Here is an 18366-nt window from a genome sequence, read left to right as displayed (position 1 = left end):
TGTCTCTGACTTCGCACCAGCAAAATGATTGAGTTGTGTATGGAAAGCGATTATTATTCTAAAGACAATTTTGTAAAAAGTCGGAGACTTATAGAGGTTTAAGTTTTTATGAGAACTGATAAATTAAAAATGCAAAGTCAGGAGACTTCGCATAGCGGGAGTGCCGCAAGTGGTGGAGAAACAAATCCTTTTAAATGGAATTCAAGTACATGGATAAGTGCACTTTCAGGTACAGCATCAAGTGTAGCATCTTATAATGCTACTACCGGTCTAAATAGTTACACAGATAATTATAATAATAAACCCGCATTAGGAGCTAGTGCTACTGGTCAATGGAATTATGTTAATTCCTTTCTAAATAGTAAAGATAATAGTTTTGATTTTAAGCAGGCAAATAATATAACATCTCAAAGATCATTAATTGATAAATATAGTGATTCCACAGAGGAAACTTTTGCTGAATCACAATTTGGTAAAGGAGGACAAAGTTTCGGATTTGGAGCAAGTTCAGCTTTAGGTGGAGGAATTGGTTATGAAGTAGGAATTGTTACAGATAATAACGGAGGGCGCGCTTTTTATTTGACATTTAAAGGTAATATAGGTTTTGGATCCGATGTTGGTGTATCAGTTGCTAATATAACTCCAACAACTAAAAGAGATTTTTCTGTTAATGATTTTTCAGGAAAAGGAAATAGTTATAACGGTTCTTATGGTGCATGGGGGTACGAAAGAGGGGGAACAATGAGTAAATCAGGAGTAGAAAAATTGTATCCAAATAATGCTGGTTCTGGAAAAAATGGTTATATAACAAATGCAGGTTCTAGAAGCTACTTATTACCTATGCTAAGAGGTGGTTTAGGGCTTTTCTTTAGTGAATCGCAAACATGGACATTTAATTTTTAATAATGATGAACAATTGGATGAATGGGCTTGGATTGACTAAAAAAAGTCAAAAATATTGGAATATTAGCATTTTAATTTTAATTGGTTTGCTAGTTTTTATTTCTTTTTTTCAAAAATCTAATGAAAAAGTAAATTTTGAAGAAGAATTAAATAGTGAATACGGTGGAACTATTATTAGTAAGTACGTAGATTCTTCTGATCATTCAATTTGTAAATTAGTATTCAAATCAGGAGAAACCTTAGCTGTTTGGGACAATTGCTATGAAAAAGTAGAAATTGGCGATTCAATAGTAAAGAATAAGGGGAATTTCGATTTTTTAATTTACAAACCAACAAAAGATGTTATTATTGTAGTAAATATTAAAGATAATTTGATTATTCCGAAAAATTAAGTAACAGTTTTACAAATTCCTCATTCCCTGCTGGCACAAGCAAAATGCTCGCGCCAGCCGGAGATATTACAAAAAGAAAATGAAGGTATTAAAACTATTTTCGAAAGATTATCTAAAATTGAACAAAAAACTCAAATAAATAAATACATGAAAAGAACATTCCTTTTTTTTACAATACTCTTTTACGCGGGTTCTTACAGTCAAACTTTTGATGGTAATTTGGGGACTAAAAGTTTGAATTGGGCTCAGAATCAAAAAGATTTTACTAGTTCTCCACGAGTTGGTATAGATCCTATGTCCATAAAACTTTGGGATAATTATAATAGTGCAAATTCACCTTCTCAATATGGTTCATTGTTAGAAATAAATGGAAGAGTGAATCATTTAGTTTCTCAGCTTTATTTTGTTGGTACAGGAGCTGACAACGACAGGATAAAGTACAGAACGGCATTTTATGATCAAAATAACTGGACTGATTGGCGTAACATATTAGATTCAAAAAATGATGTTGAATCTATAGGTAATCTAAAAATTGAAGGGAATGGTTATATAGGTGGAAATTTTTCAGTTGGAAATAATCACGGTGTTAAACTGGCAGTAGGGAATTCTACATGGATAAGTACTTCGATAATTGAAACTGGTTATACTGATGCTTTAGGAGATTTTACAGATTTAAAAGTTGCAAGTTATCGTGATAGTTATGGTTTTATTCGAATCTTGAAAAATGGAAATGTTGGCATTGGCACAACAAACCCAACTTCAAAACTCACAGTTGCCGGAAACATTCATGCACAAGAAGTAAAAGTAACTGTTAATGCAGGATTAGTTCCTGATTATGTTTTTGCAAATGATTATAAATTAAAATCATTACAGGAAGTTGAAGAATATATTAAGCAAAATAGTCATTTACCCGAAATCCCATCTGCAACGGAAATAGAGAAAAATGGATTAATGCTGGCAGAAATGAATTTGAGTTTGCTTAAGAAGATTGAAGAATTGACACTCTATATGATTGAGTTTAAAAAGGAGAATGAAGAAATCAAAAAAGAGAATAGTTTATTTAAAAAGAATCAAATTGATTTAGAAAAAAGAATAAAACATCTTGAAAATAAATAAAAATGAAAAAGCTATATATTCTTGTAATATTATTAATTAGTAATATTGTTTTTTGTCAAAATAATCTTTCGCCAACGGGAAATATTGGTATTGGAACTGAAAATCCGGTAAGTAAATTATCTGTTGTAGGTTCTATAACAATAAATAGTGGTTTAAACAATACTTTGCCCCGTCCTACACTTTCATCAGGGACTTCTGAATATGGAGAGATAAGGGGATATAGTATGCACGGAAACATGATGGATGATGGTTTTTTAAGATTATCTGCTGGAGGAGGAACGACTCCTTGGGCTAAAACTTATATAGATATTTCAGGATATTCTATAGTTCCCGATATGGATCGAAATATTGTTTTTGGAACTTCTAATGTCGAACGTATGCGCATTAATCAGGCTGGTAACATAGGCATCGGTACACCAAATCCAGATTCTAAACTTACAGTAGCCGGAAACATTCATGCACAGGAAGTAAAAGTAACAATTAGCGCAGGAGTAGTTCCTGATTATGTTTTTTCGAACGATTACAAATTAAAATCATTAGAGGAAGTTGAAGATTACATCAAACAAAATAGTCATTTACCAGAAATTCAATCTGCAACGGAAATAGAGAAAAATGGATTAATGCTGGCAGAAATGAATTTGACGTTGCTTAAGAAGATTGAAGAGTTGACGCTTTATATGATTGAAATGAAAAAGGAAATTGAACTTTTAAAAAGCGATAAAAAATAATTATGAAAAATATTGTCACCTTTATCTTCATTATTGCATCCTTCAATGCATTCTCTCAAATTAACTCCCCAAATGGAAGTAATATTTTTAGTTACAATGGTCTCGCTGATGTGACCTTTAGGTTTACAGATAGAGGGTCAGGGGGAAGGGCTTTTGTTCATGCAGACTACAATGTTTTGGCTCTAAATTTTGAAAATGATTTTAGTGGAGGAACGAGAATTGGTAATGATGTGTATTTTAAAGATAGAGGAAATTCTTTTATTGCTTCTGGAAATTTTGGTATAGGTACCACTAATCCTTTGGCAAAACTTGAAGTAAGGAATGGGAATATAATTGTGAGAAACTTTGAAAATAGGCTTAATGAATCAGCAATTATGATTGCGCATTCTATTAGTATTGGTGACTACGATACATTTGGAACTTCTGTTAGAACTTTTACCGAAAGTGCTGATGCAAATATTTATGCTCTGCAGTTTTTTACTCAGCAATCTCATCAAACTGGTCAAACTGAAAAATTGCGAATTCAAGGAAACGGCAACGTCGGCATCGGCACAACAAAACCAGATTCAAAACTTACAGTCGCTGGAAACATTCATGCGCAGGAAGTAAAAGTAACAATTAACGCAGGATTAGTTCCTGATTATGTTTTTGCGAATGATTATAAACTAAAATCATTACAGGAAGTCGAAGATTACATCAAACAAAATAGTCACTTGCCGGAAATTCCATCGGCAACGGAAATAGAAAAGAACGGGTTAATGCTGGCAGAAATGAATTTAAGCCTTCTTAAGACGATAGAGGAAATGACGCTTTATATGATTGAACAAAATAAGAAAATTGAAAATCAAATCCTGCAAATTGAACAGATAAAGAAAGAAAATGAATCTTTTAAAATAGTTTTTGAAAGACTATCTAAAATTGAACAAAAATTAAAATAACAGATGCATAAAAAAAACGAGACTAGTAAAATAATTATAACATTGGCAATTGTATTGTTTAATGTAATAAACATGGTAGCGCAAACTTTAAACCCAACTTACAGTATAAGGACACCCGGTGAAGCAGATACTTTTAAAGGAGGTTATACTTTTTCATATGCGACTGCAGGCACGCCGTGGAATGGGGCATTAATAAGTTTTGGAGGTTTTGATAATAGATACGATTGTCAGATTAGTGCTGATTACGGTCCAAATGGGGGTAATCGAATTTCTTTTAGAACCAAAAATGCCGATTTAAATAATGGAGTTGGTATTTGGAATCCATGGAACGAATTAGCTACTCGAAGCGAAAATACCTTTACAGGGATTCAAACAATCTATGGTAGTTTATCGGTTAGAAATTTACCTAATAGTAATAACAGTTCTGCTATAATGATTGCACATTCTATTGCAAATGACAATCTTGTAACTTTTGGTACTTCTATAAGGTCAATCACTGAAAGCGAAGGTTCTAATATTTACGGAATGCAGTTCTTTACACAAGAGTCGCATGGAACAGGTCAAACTGAAAAATTGCGGATTCAAGGAAACGGCAACGTCGGCATCGGTACAACACATCCAGATTCGAGACTTACTGTGGCTGGAAACATTCATGCGCAAGAAGTAAAAGTAACAATTAACGCAGGATCAGTTCCTGATTATGTTTTTGCGAATGATTATAAACTAAAATCATTACAGGAAGTTGAAGATTACATTAAGCAAAATAGTCATTTACCGGAAATTCCATCTGCAACGGAAATAGAGAAAAATGGATTAATGCTGGCAGAAATGAATTTAAGCCTGCTTAAGAAAATGGAAGAAATGACACTCTACATGATCGAACAAAATAAGCAAATCATCGATTTAAAAAACCGATTAGAAAAAGTAGAATCAATTTCAGTAAAGTAATAAAAAGCGACATAATGTTAAAAAGCGAGATTTTGTATCTCGCTTTTTTTATTTATCAAATATTTTTCTACAACGTTGTATTTTTATTAAATCCTCATTTTTTCTCTTAATTTTTATATGTATGCATAGTAATTAAGATTTCGAAAGTGTTCTTCTTGCTGTTAGTTTAACAAAACAGAATACAGAAAAGTTAAAATACAGGCAAAAAACATGTGTAATATTAATTTTTTTTAACGTTTTTTTATTAATATCAAAATTATTTGTATTTTGGTAACATAAACTAACAAAAAACCTAAACCAATGAGACTGTATTTGCTAATTATGTTGTTTTTCTGCGGAATTTCCTTTGCGCAGAATACAGTTACCGGTTCCGTAACCGACAGTAACAAACAATCTATTCCTGGTGCCAATATTAATGTAGTGGGAAGCTCAACTGGAGCTTCAACCGATTTTGATGGTTCCTTTAAATTGAATACTTCTGCTAAACCACCTTTTGTAATTAAAGTTTCGGCAGTAGGATTTGAAACAAAAACAATCAATATTACATCATTAAATCAAAATGTCAGTGTAGTTTTAAAAGATGAAGAAACTAAATTAGATGAAATTGTAGTTTCTGCTTCAAGAACTCCTGAACGTGTAATCGAATCTCCTGTTACGATTGAAAGAATGGGAATTCAGGAAATTAAAAACACCACAGCAGCTACTTTTTATGATGGTTTAGAGAATTTAAAAGAAGTAAATTTTAACACAAGCAGTATTTCTTTTAAATCAATAAATACCCGAGGTTTTGCTACAGTGGCAAACACTCGTTTTATGCAATTAGTTGACGGAATGGATAATTCATCACCGGCTTTAAACTTTGTGTTAGGAAACTTAATTGGTGTTTCTGATATTGATGTGGCAAGTGTAGAGCTTTTGCCGGGAGCGTCTTCTGCATTATACGGCGCCAATGCTTTTAACGGTATTATGTTTATGACTAGTAAAAGTCCATTTGCCAATGAAGGAATAAGTGTTTATTATAAATACGGACAAACAAGTCAGGATGCTGCCGGAACAAATGATTATAATGATTTTGGAATCAGGGCAGCAAAAGCATTTACTAAACATTTTGCTTTAAAAGCAAATTTCACGTACATGGAGGCTTCCGAGTGGATCGCAGCAGATACGAGAAGTATGACCGGCGGTTCTGTTGGACATGCAATGAATCAAAATTATGATGGATTAAATATATATGGAGATGAAGTTACAACGTTTATCCCAAATGTTGGACAAGTAAGCAGAACCGGATACCGTGAGCAGGACTTAACTGATAACAAAGTTAAAAGTATGAAGGCCGATTTTAGCGCTCACATCAAGCCTTTTGCAGATGATACTGAAATTATATTGCAATATAAAATCGGTACAGGAAGTACAATTTATCAGGGAGCAAACAGATATGCTTTGAAAGATTTCTTAATGCAGCAGGGTAAATTTGAAATAAAAGGGAAGAACTTTTTTGGAAGGGTTTATTTTACAAGTGAAGATGCTGGAAATTCTTATGATATGAGATTTGCCGGATGGAATGTAAACAGATTAGCAAAATCAGATAAAAACTGGTTTACAGATTACGGAACAGCATTTCAATTATCATCAGCAGTACTTGGTTTTAATGCAAATGACGCTGCTAATTATGCAAGAAATTTTGCTGATTACAATGTTGCGCCAGGTTTAGGATTAACTCCAAATATTGATCCTCTTAATCCAAGTGCTCCAAGATCAGCAAGATTTGAGCCGGGTTCTGCACAATTTAATAATGCGCTTACTGCTGTAACTTCTAATCCTGATTTAACTCAGGGAGCAAAATTTATTGATCATTCAAAATTATATCATTCAGATATAAATTATAATTTCAGAGATCTTATCAAATTTGCCGAAATTCAGGTTGGTGGTTCTTGGAGAAAATATATAATGGATTCAGAAGGAACAATCTTTACAGATTACGATGGTCCGATCGATTATAAAGAATATGGTGCATATGCACAATTGCAAAAAAAATGGATGGACGACAGATTGAAATTTACAGGATCTGTACGTTACGATAAAAGCCAGAATTTTGACGGTAATGTTTCGCCAAGAATTTCATTTGTATATTCTGCAGGTGAATCAAAAAGACATAATTTCAGAGTATCCTATCAGACAGGTTTCCGTAACCCAACTACTCAGGATCAATATATTGGTTTAGATTTAGGGCCTTTTGCATTAATTGGTTCTGCAGCTGATAATTTAGATCGTTTTCAGGAAACTCAGCCTGTAAGTCTTGCAGGTCAGGCTTTACCAGGTAATGGAGCAACAGTTGATTTATCAGGTCGCAGCGCTTATGAAAACTCTTATACGTTAGCTTCTGTTCAGGCATTTGCGGCATCTGCAAATCCAGCAGATCTTAAAGTAGCAAATCCTAGATTAGTAAAACCAGAAGAAGTACAGGCTTTTGAAGTAGGGTATCGTACAGTAGTTCAAAACGACTTGTCTATTGATATCAATGGATACTACAATATTTACAACGATTTTATGAATACCTCTAGAGTAATTACTCCTTATTATGGAACAGCAGGATCAGATCCTACAGATCCTAATGTTCAATTAAGTTATGCTGCTTTGGCTTTTGGTGACAGAAGAGTTTATCAGGTATATACCAATACTACTGCTCAAATTACATCATTAGGTTTTGGAGTTGGATTGTCTAAAAAAGTATATAAAGACTTTGAATTAGGAGTTAATTACAATTATGCTCAATTTGATTTTGATCAAACAGAAGATCCAAGTTTTGTTGCAGGATTTAATACTCCGAAACACAGAATTAAAGGTTCTTTTGGAAATGCTAAAGTGACTAAAAACTTAGGTTTTAATGTTAATGTAAGATGGAATACAGAATATTTGTGGCAATCTTCTTTTGGTGACGGAATGATTCCGGAAAATACAGTGCTTGATGCTCAGGTTAATTATGGTATTCCAAAATTAAAATCTGTTATTAAAGTTGGAGCAACAAATCTTTTCGGGAAAGATTACCTTCAGGTAGTTGGTGCAGGTATGGTTGGTCAGATGTGGTTTGCTTCATGGATAATTAATCCTTAAAACGACAGTGTTTATTTGATCAAAAAAGATTTTCTTTCTTTTTACGGCTTACTAATAAGAAAGAGCTAATAATTTAAAAGTTAATAACATGAAAAAAAATATAAAATGGCTATTATTGGTTTCTTTGACCTTTATAGCGGCTTGTAATAATGACGATGATAACAATACTCCCGAAGAAGTTCCTGTAACTCCGGGTTCGGCAGTTTTTACAAAATATGTAGCACTTGGAGATTCTTTTGCTGCAGGATATAGTGATAATTCATTGTTCAAGAAAGGACAGGAAAATGGATATGCCAATATATTATCTCAGCAATTTGCAGCAGCAGGCGGTGGTACTTTTACGATACCGTATGCAAATGATAATATTGGAGGATTATTGTTTGGAGGTCAGGTAAATCCGGCTTTCGGACCACGTTTGTACTTTAATGGAACCGCGCCACTTCCTGTATCTGGCGTGCCAACTACCGAAGTTATGACACATCTTACAGGTACCTTTAATAATTTAGGAGTTCCTGGTGCTAAAAGCTTTCACTTAGTAGCAAACGGTTATGGTAATCCGGCAGGTTTGGCTATTGGGGCAGCGAATCCTTATTTTGTTCGATTTGCAAGTTCACCTTCAACTTCAGTTTTGGCAGATGCGTTAATTCAGACACCTACATTTTTCTCTTTGTTTATTGGAGGAAATGATGTCCTGAGTTATGCAACTTCTGGCGGAGTTGGAAAAGATCAGAAAGGTAATCCAAATCCGGCAACTTATGGCAGCAATGATATTACAGATCCTGCTGTTTTTGCAAATGTATATTCTTCTATGGCGACTGCTTTAACAGCAAATGGAGCAAAAGGTGTTGTGGCAAATTTACCTTATATCACGGCTTTGCCTTATTTTACAACAGTTCCTTACAATCCGCTTACGGCTAAATCTTTAGGCAATAATGATGAGGCTGTCGGAAAAGCAACTATTCAAGCACTTAACGCACAATTATATGGGCCGTTAAAACAAGCTTTGACAGCTTTTAGTGCAGGTGACAGAATTAATTTATTGTCTGAAACAGGTGCAAATCCATTATTAATTAAAGATGAAAGTCTGCCAAATTTATCTGCTCAGTTAACAGCTGCTTTTACTCCAACTTTGGGTGCGCAAACAGCTGCTTTTTATGGTGCTGTTTTTGGGCAGGCAAGACAAGCCAAAGCTACAGATCTTCCGGTATTACCAACCAGAACTGTTATTGGTACAGCTCCTGTTGCTGGTGACTCTGGAATTGGAATTGCACCGCCGGCTCCATTAAATAAATTTGGTGTTACATACCCATTACAAGATAAACACGTATTGATTCCTACTGAAATTGCAGAAATTAAAACCGCAACAGACGCCTTTAATACAACAATTGCTGCAGTTGCAACCGAAAAAGGTCTGGCATTAGTTGATACTAGAGCTGTGTTGACGCAATTGGCAAGTACAGGAATCAAATTTGGAAATTTCAGTTTAACATCTGCCTATGTTACCGGCGGTGCTTTTTCATTAGACGGAATTCACCCAAGCGCAAGGGGTTATGCATTAATTGCTAATATATTTGTAGACGCGATTAATGCAAAATACGGTTCAACTTTACGCCATGTAGATTTGAGCACATATCCAAGTCAATATCCAAAATCATTATAAAAAACCATTTTTTTTACGAAGAAAGCCGCTCATTTCAAAATGCAGTGGCTTTTTTTATTTGTGGAAAAAATTGCCATTTTAGATATTTGAAGCCTGACTTTTAGGAATCAAACAAAATCATGGTATTTTTTATGAAAAAAAAATTGATTTTATATTTTAAAAAATTATCTTTGCGCTCTGAAAAAAGAGGTATTTTCGATAAACCTAAATAGCTATTTAATAAATACATAAGTAATGTCAAAAGTAATAGGAAAAGTTGCTCAAATCATTGGACCAGTAGTTGACGTAGTTTTCAACGGTAAGGATGTTGAACTTCCAAAAATTTATGATTCACTAGAAATCACTAAAAAAGACGGAACATTGTTAGTTCTAGAAGTGCAATCTCACATTGGAGAAAACACTGTTCGTACCATTTCTATGGACTCTACAGACGGTTTGTCAAGAGGATATGAAGTAGTTGGAACAGGAAATCCAATCCAAATGCCAATCGGTCCAGATGTATATGGAAGATTATTTAATGTAATTGGAGATGCAATTGATGGTTTAGGAAACTTGCCAAAAACAGGAGAAAATGGTTTGTCTATCCATAGATCAGCTCCTAAATTCGAAGATCTATCAACTTCATCAGAAGTTTTATTCACAGGTATTAAAGTAATCGATTTAATTGAGCCTTATGCAAAAGGAGGTAAAATTGGATTGTTTGGTGGTGCAGGTGTTGGTAAAACAGTATTGATTCAGGAGTTGATCAACAATATCGCAAAAGGTCACGGTGGACTTTCAGTATTCGCAGGAGTAGGAGAAAGAACACGTGAAGGAAATGACTTGCTTCGTGAGATGTTAGAGTCAGGAATTATTAAATACGGTGATGATTTCATGCACTCTATGGAAAATGGAGGATGGGATTTATCTAAAGTAGATATGCCAGGAATGAGAGAGTCTAAAGCTACTTTCGTTTTCGGACAAATGAATGAGCCACCTGGAGCTCGTGCACGTGTGGCACTTTCAGGATTATCTATCGCAGAGTACTTCCGTGATGGAGCAGGAACTGATCAAGGTAAAGACGTATTGTTTTTCGTTGATAACATCTTCCGTTTTACACAAGCAGGTTCTGAAGTATCAGCACTTTTAGGTCGTATGCCTTCTGCAGTAGGATACCAACCAACTTTGGCAACAGAGATGGGAGCTATGCAAGAGCGTATTACATCTACAAATAAAGGATCTATTACATCTGTACAGGCGGTTTACGTTCCTGCGGATGACTTAACTGACCCGGCGCCGGCTACAACTTTCGCCCACTTAGATGCTACAACTGTATTGTCTCGTAAAATTGCTGAGCTAGGTATTTATCCAGCGGTTGACCCGTTAGATTCTACTTCAAGAATTTTAACTCCTCAAATTTTAGGAAATGAGCACTACGACTGTGCACAAAGAGTAAAAGAAATTCTTCAAAAATACAAACAATTGCAAGATATTATCGCGATCTTAGGTATGGAAGAATTATCAGAAGAAGATAAATTATCAGTATCAAGAGCACGTCGTGTTCAACGTTTCTTATCTCAGCCTTTCCACGTAGCGGAACAATTTACAGGTATTCCTGGAGTATTGGTTGACATTAAAGATACTATCAAAGGATTTAACATGATTATCGACGGTGAGTTAGATCATTTACCTGAAGCAGCTTTCAACTTGAAAGGTTCTATTCAGGATGCTATCGAAGCTGGAGAAAAAATGTTAGCTGAAGCTTAATATAATTATGATTTATGAGTTATAAATTATGAGTTTCAACTCACTTATAACTCATAACTTATAACTCATAACTAAAAAAAGATGATTTTAGAAATAGTATCACCAGAAGCAAAATTATTTTCAGGAGAAGTAACTTCAGTTACATTGCCTGGAGTTGATGGAAGCTTTCAAATATTGAATAATCACGCTCCTATTGTTTCTATTCTGGAAAAAGGAACTGTAAAAATTGCAGCTCCAAAGTTTAATTTTTCTAAAGAGGTAGCGAGCAAATTCACGAAAGTAAACGAACAGACCTATACATTAGAGATCAATTCAGGTACAATCGAGATGAAAGACAATAAAGTAATTGTTTTAGCAGACTAAAACAGTTTCAAAATAAATGAAAAAGCCATTCGCCGCAGTGAATGGCTTTTTTTTATTAGCAAATGGAAGAAAAAATAGATTTCGAAGTTTCGATTTTTGAGGGCAAGAGGAGTTGGTATGAATTGCTTCTCGCCTCCGTTTTTTATAGTGCTTTAATTTACATGATTATTTTGAGTGTTTATTATGGCTTTATTGAACCTTCAACAAAAATCTTTATCCGTGCCATTGTTACGTTGCTTTTATGTGGGACATATTGTTTTGTTTACGGGTTAAAATTTTCGGCTACCAAAAATCTGCTAATAGATTTGGATACGAATCTTATTGTTTCAAGATATAATGTAGGGCCATTTTCCTATGACGTTAAATCAAAAGTAACAGAGTTTGAATATGTTTCTTTCTTCAAAGATAAATTTGACTGTTATGGAACTAATCTCTGGTATGTCAAGAACAAACATTATAAAATGTATGATTTTGACAAGAAAGAAGCAGCTTATCAATTTGCACTTGACATTTCCAATAAATTAAATATCGATCTACTTGACGCTACCGAAAAAGGAAACTTCGTCTGGATAGAAAAAGAAAATCTAAAATAAATAAAAGCCAGACAATTACGAATCGCTTTTATTTTTTACTTTTGAAGTATTAAAATCTCTTTATAAAATATTGATCATTATAAAAGTTCAGTAAGCTTTTATTATTTCGTTTTATCGCCTTGATAAAGCGTGATTTATCTATGTCAAATTTTATAAAGAAACTATATGAAAAATATAAAAAAAGTTGCCGTTCTTGGAGGCGGTGGCAGAACTGGGAAATATCTTGTAAACCAGTTATTGAAAGAAGGATTTAGCATAAAACTTTTGCTGCGACATCCGGAAGATTTTACAATTCAAAATCCAAATATCGAAATTATTAAAGGAGATGCAATTGATTCTGACAGTATTCGTTTGTTACTTGAAGAATGTGATGCTGTTATTAGTACAATCGGTCAGCGTCAGGGCGAACCTTTGGTAGCAAGTTCTGCTACAATAAATGTTTTGAAATCGATGAATGATTTTGGAATAAAATGCTACATTTTATTGGCAGGACTTAATATTGATACACCTTTTGATAAAAAAAGTGCCAAAACCACTTTGGCTACAGAATATATGAAAACCAATTTTCCGGTAATTCAGGAAGATCGTCAAAAAACCTATGATCTTTTGGTAAATAGCAATGTAGACTGGATATTAGTTCGCGTTCCGTTTATTGAATTTACAGATGTTAATTCAAACATAAGAGTTGATTTGAAAGATTGTCCCGGTGATAAAATCAATGCTGGAGATATTGCAAATTTTATGGTTGGTCAAATTACAGATGATGAATTCATTAGAAAATCACCATTTATAACCAATTAATAAGCTTAAAAATAAACAGCGGGTGATATCAAACCCGCTGTTTAATATCATTTTCATAACTTTGCTTTTATGAAATTACCTCAAAACCTTATACAGAAATTAGAAATTCGAAAGGAGAATAACTCACTAAGAAAGTTGCCAAGCTTTAATAATCTTGTCGATTTTTCTTCTAATGATTATATTGGTTTTTCAAAATCAGAAAGCATTTTCAAACAAACGCATCATTATTTGATTGAAAATGAAATTCTGCAAAACGGCGCAACAGGTTCTCGCTTGATTTCTGGAAATCATGATGCATACCAAAACACAGAAATTTTTATTGCGCAATTTCATGACGCAGAATCGGCTCTAATTTTCAATTCGGGTTACGATGCCAATGTTGGCTTTTTTGGCGCTATACCGCAAAGAAATGATGTTATATTGTATGATGAATTAAGTCACGCTTCAATCAGGGACGGAATTACAATGTCGAATGCCAAATCGTATAAATTCAATCACAATGATTTTGAAGATTTAGAACGATTGATACAAAAGTTTCCCGAAACTAATATTTATATTGTTACAGAAACCGTTTTTTCGATGGATGGTGATAGTCCAAACCTTGAAGAATTGGTTTTACTTTCTGAAAAATACAATTGCTATTTAATTGTTGATGAAGCACATACGTTGGGCGTTTTTGGAGATAAAGGTGAAGGTTTAATGCAGTATTTGAATCTGCACAATCGCATCTTTGCCAGAATAATGACTTTCGGAAAAGGATTAGGCTGTCACGGGGCAGCAGTTTTGGGAAGTTCTGATCTTAAAGAATATCTGGTCAATTTTGCCCGAAGTTTTATTTATACAACCGGATTATCCCCACATTCCGTAATTACAATTCTTACTGCCTATCAACATCTGGAAATCGAAAAAGCAAATATTGAAAAATTGCGCCAGAACATTGTGTTTTTTAATCAGCAGAAAAATTTATTAGGATTAAAGCCAATGTTTGTTCGAAGCAAATCAGCTATTCAATCGGCCATAGTTCCGGGCAATCAAAATGTAAAACAATTGGCTCAACAGCTTCAGGATAAAGGTTTTGATGTAAAGCCAATATTGTCTCCAACTGTTCCGGAAGGTCAGGAACGTTTGCGTTTTTGCATTCACAGCTATAATTCAGAAGAAGAAATTAATCAGATCTTAGAATTGTTAGGAAATTTCGTGTTTTAGCCCGCCGATTAAACGGATTAAGCAGGTTTGCACGGATGATTATGACTGATTTACTGCATAAAGAAATCAGAAAGGTTTTTGACGAATTAAAGAAGAATAGAAAAAATAGAACCCATCGTAATGATGGGTTTATTGTTTATTGGTATTTTTGTGGAATAACTCAAGTACAAAACAGATCGAACTGATTTATACAAATTATCTAGTTGGGTTTGTACAAATTAAAAAATAAATCCGCGATAATCGGCTCAATCTGTGTCATCCGCGGTCTATTAATTATGAAAATATTTATTACAGGTATTTCTACCGATGTTGGTAAAACCATAACTTCTGCAATTGTTGTTGAAGCCCTCGAAGCAGATTATTGGAAACCTGTTCAGGCAGGAGATTTAGATAATTCGGATAGTCACAAAGTAAAAAGCCTATTAAGTTGTCCTACTGAGCGAAGCCGAAGTACCAAATCCCAATTCTATCCCAATTCTTATCAATTAAATACGCCCGCAAGTCCGCATTTGGCTGCAGAAATTGATGGGATTACAATTGATTTAAAGAAAATTCAGGAACCAAAAACAGACAATCATTTGGTTATTGAAGGTGCCGGGGGAATTTTTGTTCCGTTAAATGAAGAAGATTCAATTATTGATTTAATTCAGCCCGATTATAAAGTGATTGTAGTTTCGAGACATTATCTAGGAAGCATCAATCATACATTATTAACTATTGAAGCCATTCGAAATCGAGGATTTGAAGTCGCAGGAATTATCTTTAGCGGAAGCGAAAATAAATCAACAGAAAGTTTAATTCTGAATAAAACCAAGATAAAATTTATTGGTAGAATTGATGAAGAACCGTATTTCGACCAAAATGTAATTCGCGAATACGCCGATTTATTCCGTGACAATCTTCTAAATTTATAGAACAAAGAATATAGAATAAAGAAAATAGACTTTCCTATCTTTGTCAAAATTATAGAAGTCTAGTCTTTTCTCTATACTCTCTACTCTATTTTCTAAATACCATGACTTTAACAGAAAAAGACAGCCAATATCTTTGGCATCCTTATACACAACACAAAACAGCACAAACTCCAATCGCAATTTCAAGAGGCGAAGGAGCATTGCTTTGGGATGAAAACAATAAAGAATATATTGATGCAATCGCTTCGTGGTGGGTAAATCCTTTTGGGCATAGTAATAAATTTATTGCAGATGCGATCTATAAACAATTGACTACTTTGGAACATGTTTTATTTGGCGGTTTTACACATGAACCGGCGATAAAAGTGGCAGAAAAACTAATGGAGATTTTGCCTAAAAATCAACAGAAAGTATTCTTTTCAGATAATGGTTCAACTGCTGTTGAAGTTGCGATTAAAGTAGCTTTGCAGTATTTTTTTAATAAAAACGAAAAGCGAACCACAATAATTGCTTTTGAAAATGCTTTTCACGGTGATACTTTTGCGGCAATGGCTGCTAGTGGAATTTCATTTTATACACAGGCTTTTCAAGGAATGTTTATTGATGTTGTGAGAATTCCGGTTCCGGTAAAAGGGCAGGAGCAAGCTAGTTTTGATACTTTAATAAATGTAATTGAAAATCATAATTGTGCCGGATTTATCTTCGAACCTTTGGTGCAGGGAGCAGCCGGAATGGTAATGTATGAACCGGAAGCATTGGCAAAATTAATTCAGATTTGTAAAGAGAATAATGTTTTGACTATTGCCGATGAAGTAATGACAGGCTTTGGTAAAACCGGAAAAACTTTTGCGATGGATTATGTTGATGAAAATCCGGACATGATTTGTTTGTCGAAAGCTTTGACAGGAGGAACAATCCCGATGGCTATTACAACTTTTACTCAGGAAGTTTTTGACGCTTTTTATGATGATGATATTAATAAAGCATTATTTCACGGACATACTTTTACGGCAAATCCAACGGGTTGTGCCGCAGCTTTGGCAAGTATTGATTTATTGCAAACTACAGAAATGCAATCTAATATTGAGAGAATAAATGCGAGTCATTTGAGATTTCAAAAGAAAATTGAAAATCACGCAAAAGTTGTAACGGCCAGAACTTTGGGAGTTATTTTTGCTCTTGAAATAAAATCTGATTCAGAAGAAAGTTATTACGGATCAATGCGTAACAAACTGTATAATTTCTTTATTGAAAAAGGAGTTATTTTACGTCCGGTTGGAAATATAGTATACATTCTTCCACCATATATTATGACAGACGAACAGCTTCAAAAAGTTTACAAAACAATTGAGGAAGCCATTGAAATGGTGTAATTTTGCCCACAAACGGCACGGATTAAATAGGTTTCACCGGTTTTAATAATTACCAGCGTAAATCAGTTTAATCCGTGGTCCATTTTTTTACTAAATAAAATATTTTGAATACACAAAAAATCTCCATCACAGCTTTTTCTTCTATTTCTCCGTTAGGAAATAATACTGATGCTGTTTGGAAAAAATATCTTGATAATCAACACTGTTTTTCGAAACAATTTTTAGATCAACAAGAAACTTCTGTTGCTGCTCTCGATCAGGAGTCAAAGCAAATTGTTGCTGAAGTCCGCGAATCAGATATTAAATATAAATTTCTGGATGATTCTGTATTGTTTGCTTTAACGGCTTCACGAAAAGCTGTTGAACAGGCAGGCTGGAGTTCGAATGATGTTTTCGGAATTAATATTGGTTCTTCACGTGGAGCGACAGATCTATTCGAGAAACATTATGCAGCATATCTAGATAGCGGAAAAGCACAAACTTTAGCATCGCCAACAACTACTTTAGGAAATATTTCATCTTGGATTGCTCACGATTTACAAAGTGTAGGTCCGGAAATTTCACACTCTATTACGTGTTCTACAGCGCTTCATGCAGTATTGAATGGAGTTGCATGGCTGAAATCCGGCATGGCCGATAAATTTTTGGTAGGAGGAAGTGAAGCTCCGTTGACTGATTTTACGATTGCTCAAATGCGTGCTCTAAAAATATATTCGCGTATTGATCAGGAAAAAGAACTTTGGCCAAATCTGGCTTTTGATTTTGAGAAAACACAAAACACCATGATTTTGGGTGAAGGTGCTGCAGTTTGCTGTTTAGAAGCTGGAGAAAAAGAAAATGCAATTGCTTATATTACCGGAGTTGGTTATGCAACGGAAATTTTAGAGCATAATATTTCAATTTCTGCAGAAGCAGATTGTTTTCAAAAGTCTATGAAAATGGCTTTAAAAGATGAAAGTTTAGAGGATATTGATGCAATTGTAATGCATGCACCGGGAACAATAAAAGGAGATTTAACTGAGTTGCGTGCGATAGAAAAAGTATTTGGAGAGAATTTACCTTTATTAACAACGAATAAATGGAAAATAGGACACACTTTTGGTGCTTCGGGAATATTGAGTTTAGAGTTAGCTCTTTTAATGATGAAAAATAATACTTTTATAGAAGTACCTTTTTCAGCAAAACAGAATCACATGAAAACAATAAAAAAGGTTTTAATTAATGCTGTTGGTTTTGGTGGAAATGCTGTTAGCATTTTGATTGAAAAAGCATAGTATTTGAATCGAATTTTAGCCATAAAAAAATCCATTCCGTTTTGCGGAATGGATTTTTTATTTAAGATTGTCCAATTTTAATTAAAAATTATCTTTTTAGTTGTTGTAAAGTCATTATCAAGAGTAACTTTTACAAGCAATACCTGATTGGATGATTGCAGGTTTTGTATTTGCAGCTCTGTTGTGCCTGCTTTCTTTTTGCTGTAAAGCAGTTTTCCCGAGATATCAAAAACAGTTACCTCTTTTATGTTTTCTGTTGAAGAAGTTACCTTGATGGTTTTGTCTTTTACAGAAACCAGA

17 protein-coding genes are annotated in these 18366 nt (G+C 34.1%); 16 read left to right on the top strand and 1 reads right to left on the bottom strand.

The window, feature by feature from the left end; all coding sequences use genetic code 11:
- The first annotated feature begins 129 nt into the window (after window positions 1–129).
- The 16 genes from RT99_RS04275 to RT99_RS04200 all read left to right on the top strand — a co-directional run bounded on the left by RT99_RS04275 (window position 130) and on the right by RT99_RS04200 (window position 18066).
- Window positions 130–903 carry a hypothetical protein gene (locus RT99_RS04275; RefSeq protein ID WP_131494896.1) on the top strand — a complete coding sequence of 258 codons (774 nt, stop codon included), beginning with the start codon at window positions 130–132 and terminating at the stop codon, window positions 901–903.
- A 2-nt stretch (window positions 904–905) separates the two neighbouring features.
- Window positions 906–1295: a hypothetical protein gene (locus RT99_RS04270; RefSeq protein WP_042563502.1), complete on the top strand. Its 390-nt coding sequence runs from the start codon at window positions 906–908 to the stop codon at window positions 1293–1295.
- A 147-nt stretch (window positions 1296–1442) separates the two neighbouring features.
- Window positions 1443–2411, top strand: a complete 969-nt coding sequence (locus RT99_RS24600) for a tail fiber protein (RefSeq protein ID WP_052483562.1) — start codon at window positions 1443–1445, stop codon at window positions 2409–2411.
- A 2-nt stretch (window positions 2412–2413) separates the two neighbouring features.
- Window positions 2414–3139: a tail fiber protein gene (locus tag RT99_RS24595; RefSeq protein ID WP_052483560.1), complete on the top strand. Its 726-nt coding sequence runs from the start codon at window positions 2414–2416 to the stop codon at window positions 3137–3139.
- 2 nt (window positions 3140–3141) lie between these two features.
- Window positions 3142–4077, top strand: a complete 936-nt coding sequence (locus tag RT99_RS24590) for a tail fiber protein (RefSeq protein ID WP_052483559.1) — start codon at window positions 3142–3144, stop codon at window positions 4075–4077.
- 3 nt (window positions 4078–4080) lie between these two features.
- A complete protein-coding gene (locus tag RT99_RS24585) occupies window positions 4081–5025 on the top strand; it encodes a tail fiber protein (RefSeq protein ID WP_052483557.1) in 945 nt (314 codons plus the stop codon).
- Between the two features lie 300 nt (window positions 5026–5325).
- Window positions 5326–8136 (top strand): carboxypeptidase-like regulatory domain-containing protein, encoded by a 2811-nt coding sequence (locus RT99_RS04245; protein ID WP_042563501.1) that lies wholly within the window; start codon window positions 5326–5328, stop codon window positions 8134–8136.
- Between the two features lie 88 nt (window positions 8137–8224).
- Complete coding sequence (locus RT99_RS04240) at window positions 8225–9796, top strand: lipase (protein ID WP_042563500.1); 1572 nt, start codon at window positions 8225–8227, stop codon at window positions 9794–9796.
- A 234-nt stretch (window positions 9797–10030) separates the two neighbouring features.
- Window positions 10031–11542, top strand: coding sequence for a F0F1 ATP synthase subunit beta (atpD, locus tag RT99_RS04235; RefSeq protein WP_042563499.1), 1512 nt, complete (start codon window positions 10031–10033; stop codon window positions 11540–11542).
- An 81-nt stretch (window positions 11543–11623) separates the two neighbouring features.
- A complete protein-coding gene (locus tag RT99_RS04230) occupies window positions 11624–11905 on the top strand; it encodes a F0F1 ATP synthase subunit epsilon (RefSeq protein ID WP_042563498.1) in 282 nt (93 codons plus the stop codon).
- Between the two features lie 62 nt (window positions 11906–11967).
- The gene (locus RT99_RS04225; protein ID WP_042563497.1) at window positions 11968–12498 is read left to right on the top strand and encodes a hypothetical protein; all 531 of its coding nucleotides are present in this window, start codon (window positions 11968–11970) and stop codon (window positions 12496–12498) included.
- A 165-nt stretch (window positions 12499–12663) separates the two neighbouring features.
- Window positions 12664–13299, top strand: a complete 636-nt coding sequence (locus RT99_RS04220; protein ID WP_042563496.1) for an NAD(P)-dependent oxidoreductase — start codon at window positions 12664–12666, stop codon at window positions 13297–13299.
- 69 nt (window positions 13300–13368) lie between these two features.
- A complete protein-coding gene (locus RT99_RS04215; RefSeq protein ID WP_042563495.1) occupies window positions 13369–14505 on the top strand; it encodes a pyridoxal phosphate-dependent aminotransferase family protein in 1137 nt (378 codons plus the stop codon).
- Between the two features lie 275 nt (window positions 14506–14780).
- Window positions 14781–15419, top strand: a complete 639-nt coding sequence (gene bioD, locus RT99_RS04210; protein WP_042563494.1) for a dethiobiotin synthase — start codon at window positions 14781–14783, stop codon at window positions 15417–15419.
- 101 nt (window positions 15420–15520) lie between these two features.
- Window positions 15521–16792, top strand: a complete 1272-nt coding sequence (gene bioA, locus RT99_RS04205; protein WP_042563493.1) for an adenosylmethionine--8-amino-7-oxononanoate transaminase — start codon at window positions 15521–15523, stop codon at window positions 16790–16792.
- A gap of 104 nt (window positions 16793–16896) precedes the next feature.
- On the top strand, window positions 16897–18066 hold the full coding sequence (locus RT99_RS04200; protein ID WP_042563492.1) for a beta-ketoacyl synthase N-terminal-like domain-containing protein: 1170 nt from the start codon (window positions 16897–16899) through the stop codon (window positions 18064–18066).
- Between the two features lie 77 nt (window positions 18067–18143).
- Here RT99_RS04200 and RT99_RS04195 read toward each other — a convergent pair.
- Window positions 18144–18366: T9SS sorting signal type C domain-containing protein (locus tag RT99_RS04195; RefSeq protein WP_042563491.1), on the bottom strand; the 223-nt coding region annotated here is incomplete at its 5' end.

The sequence above is a fragment of the Flavobacterium sp. MEB061 genome (genome assembly GCF_000834715.1).
Taxonomy (GTDB): Bacteria; Bacteroidota; Bacteroidia; order Flavobacteriales; family Flavobacteriaceae; genus Flavobacterium; species Flavobacterium pectinovorum.
Note: the sequence above shows the minus strand (reverse complement) of the source record. Positions and strands in the feature narration are given on the sequence as shown.

Excerpts from the sequence above, each read along its gene's own strand:
- RT99_RS24590 (WP_052483559.1), top strand. The coding sequence starts at position 3,142 with ATGAAAAATATTGTCACCTTTATCTTCATTATTGCATCCTTCAATGCA.
- RT99_RS04240 (WP_042563500.1), top strand. The coding sequence starts at position 8,225 with ATGAAAAAAAATATAAAATGGCTATTATTGGTTTCTTTGACCTTTATA.
- RT99_RS04275 (WP_131494896.1), top strand. The coding sequence starts at position 130 with ATGCAAAGTCAGGAGACTTCGCATAGCGGGAGTGCCGCAAGTGGTGGA.
- RT99_RS04230 (WP_042563498.1), top strand. The coding sequence starts at position 11,624 with ATGATTTTAGAAATAGTATCACCAGAAGCAAAATTATTTTCAGGAGAA.
- RT99_RS04270 (WP_042563502.1), top strand. The coding sequence starts at position 906 with ATGATGAACAATTGGATGAATGGGCTTGGATTGACTAAAAAAAGTCAA.
- RT99_RS04215 (WP_042563495.1), top strand. The coding sequence starts at position 13,369 with ATGAAATTACCTCAAAACCTTATACAGAAATTAGAAATTCGAAAGGAG.
- bioD (WP_042563494.1), top strand. The coding sequence starts at position 14,781 with ATGAAAATATTTATTACAGGTATTTCTACCGATGTTGGTAAAACCATA.
- RT99_RS24600 (WP_052483562.1), top strand. The coding sequence starts at position 1,443 with ATGAAAAGAACATTCCTTTTTTTTACAATACTCTTTTACGCGGGTTCT.
- RT99_RS24595 (WP_052483560.1), top strand. The coding sequence starts at position 2,414 with ATGAAAAAGCTATATATTCTTGTAATATTATTAATTAGTAATATTGTT.
- atpD (WP_042563499.1), top strand. The coding sequence starts at position 10,031 with ATGTCAAAAGTAATAGGAAAAGTTGCTCAAATCATTGGACCAGTAGTT.
- RT99_RS24585 (WP_052483557.1), top strand. The coding sequence starts at position 4,081 with ATGCATAAAAAAAACGAGACTAGTAAAATAATTATAACATTGGCAATT.
- RT99_RS04220 (WP_042563496.1), top strand. The coding sequence starts at position 12,664 with ATGAAAAATATAAAAAAAGTTGCCGTTCTTGGAGGCGGTGGCAGAACT.
- RT99_RS04245 (WP_042563501.1), top strand. The coding sequence starts at position 5,326 with ATGAGACTGTATTTGCTAATTATGTTGTTTTTCTGCGGAATTTCCTTT.
- bioA (WP_042563493.1), top strand. The coding sequence starts at position 15,521 with ATGACTTTAACAGAAAAAGACAGCCAATATCTTTGGCATCCTTATACA.
- RT99_RS04225 (WP_042563497.1), top strand. The coding sequence starts at position 11,968 with ATGGAAGAAAAAATAGATTTCGAAGTTTCGATTTTTGAGGGCAAGAGG.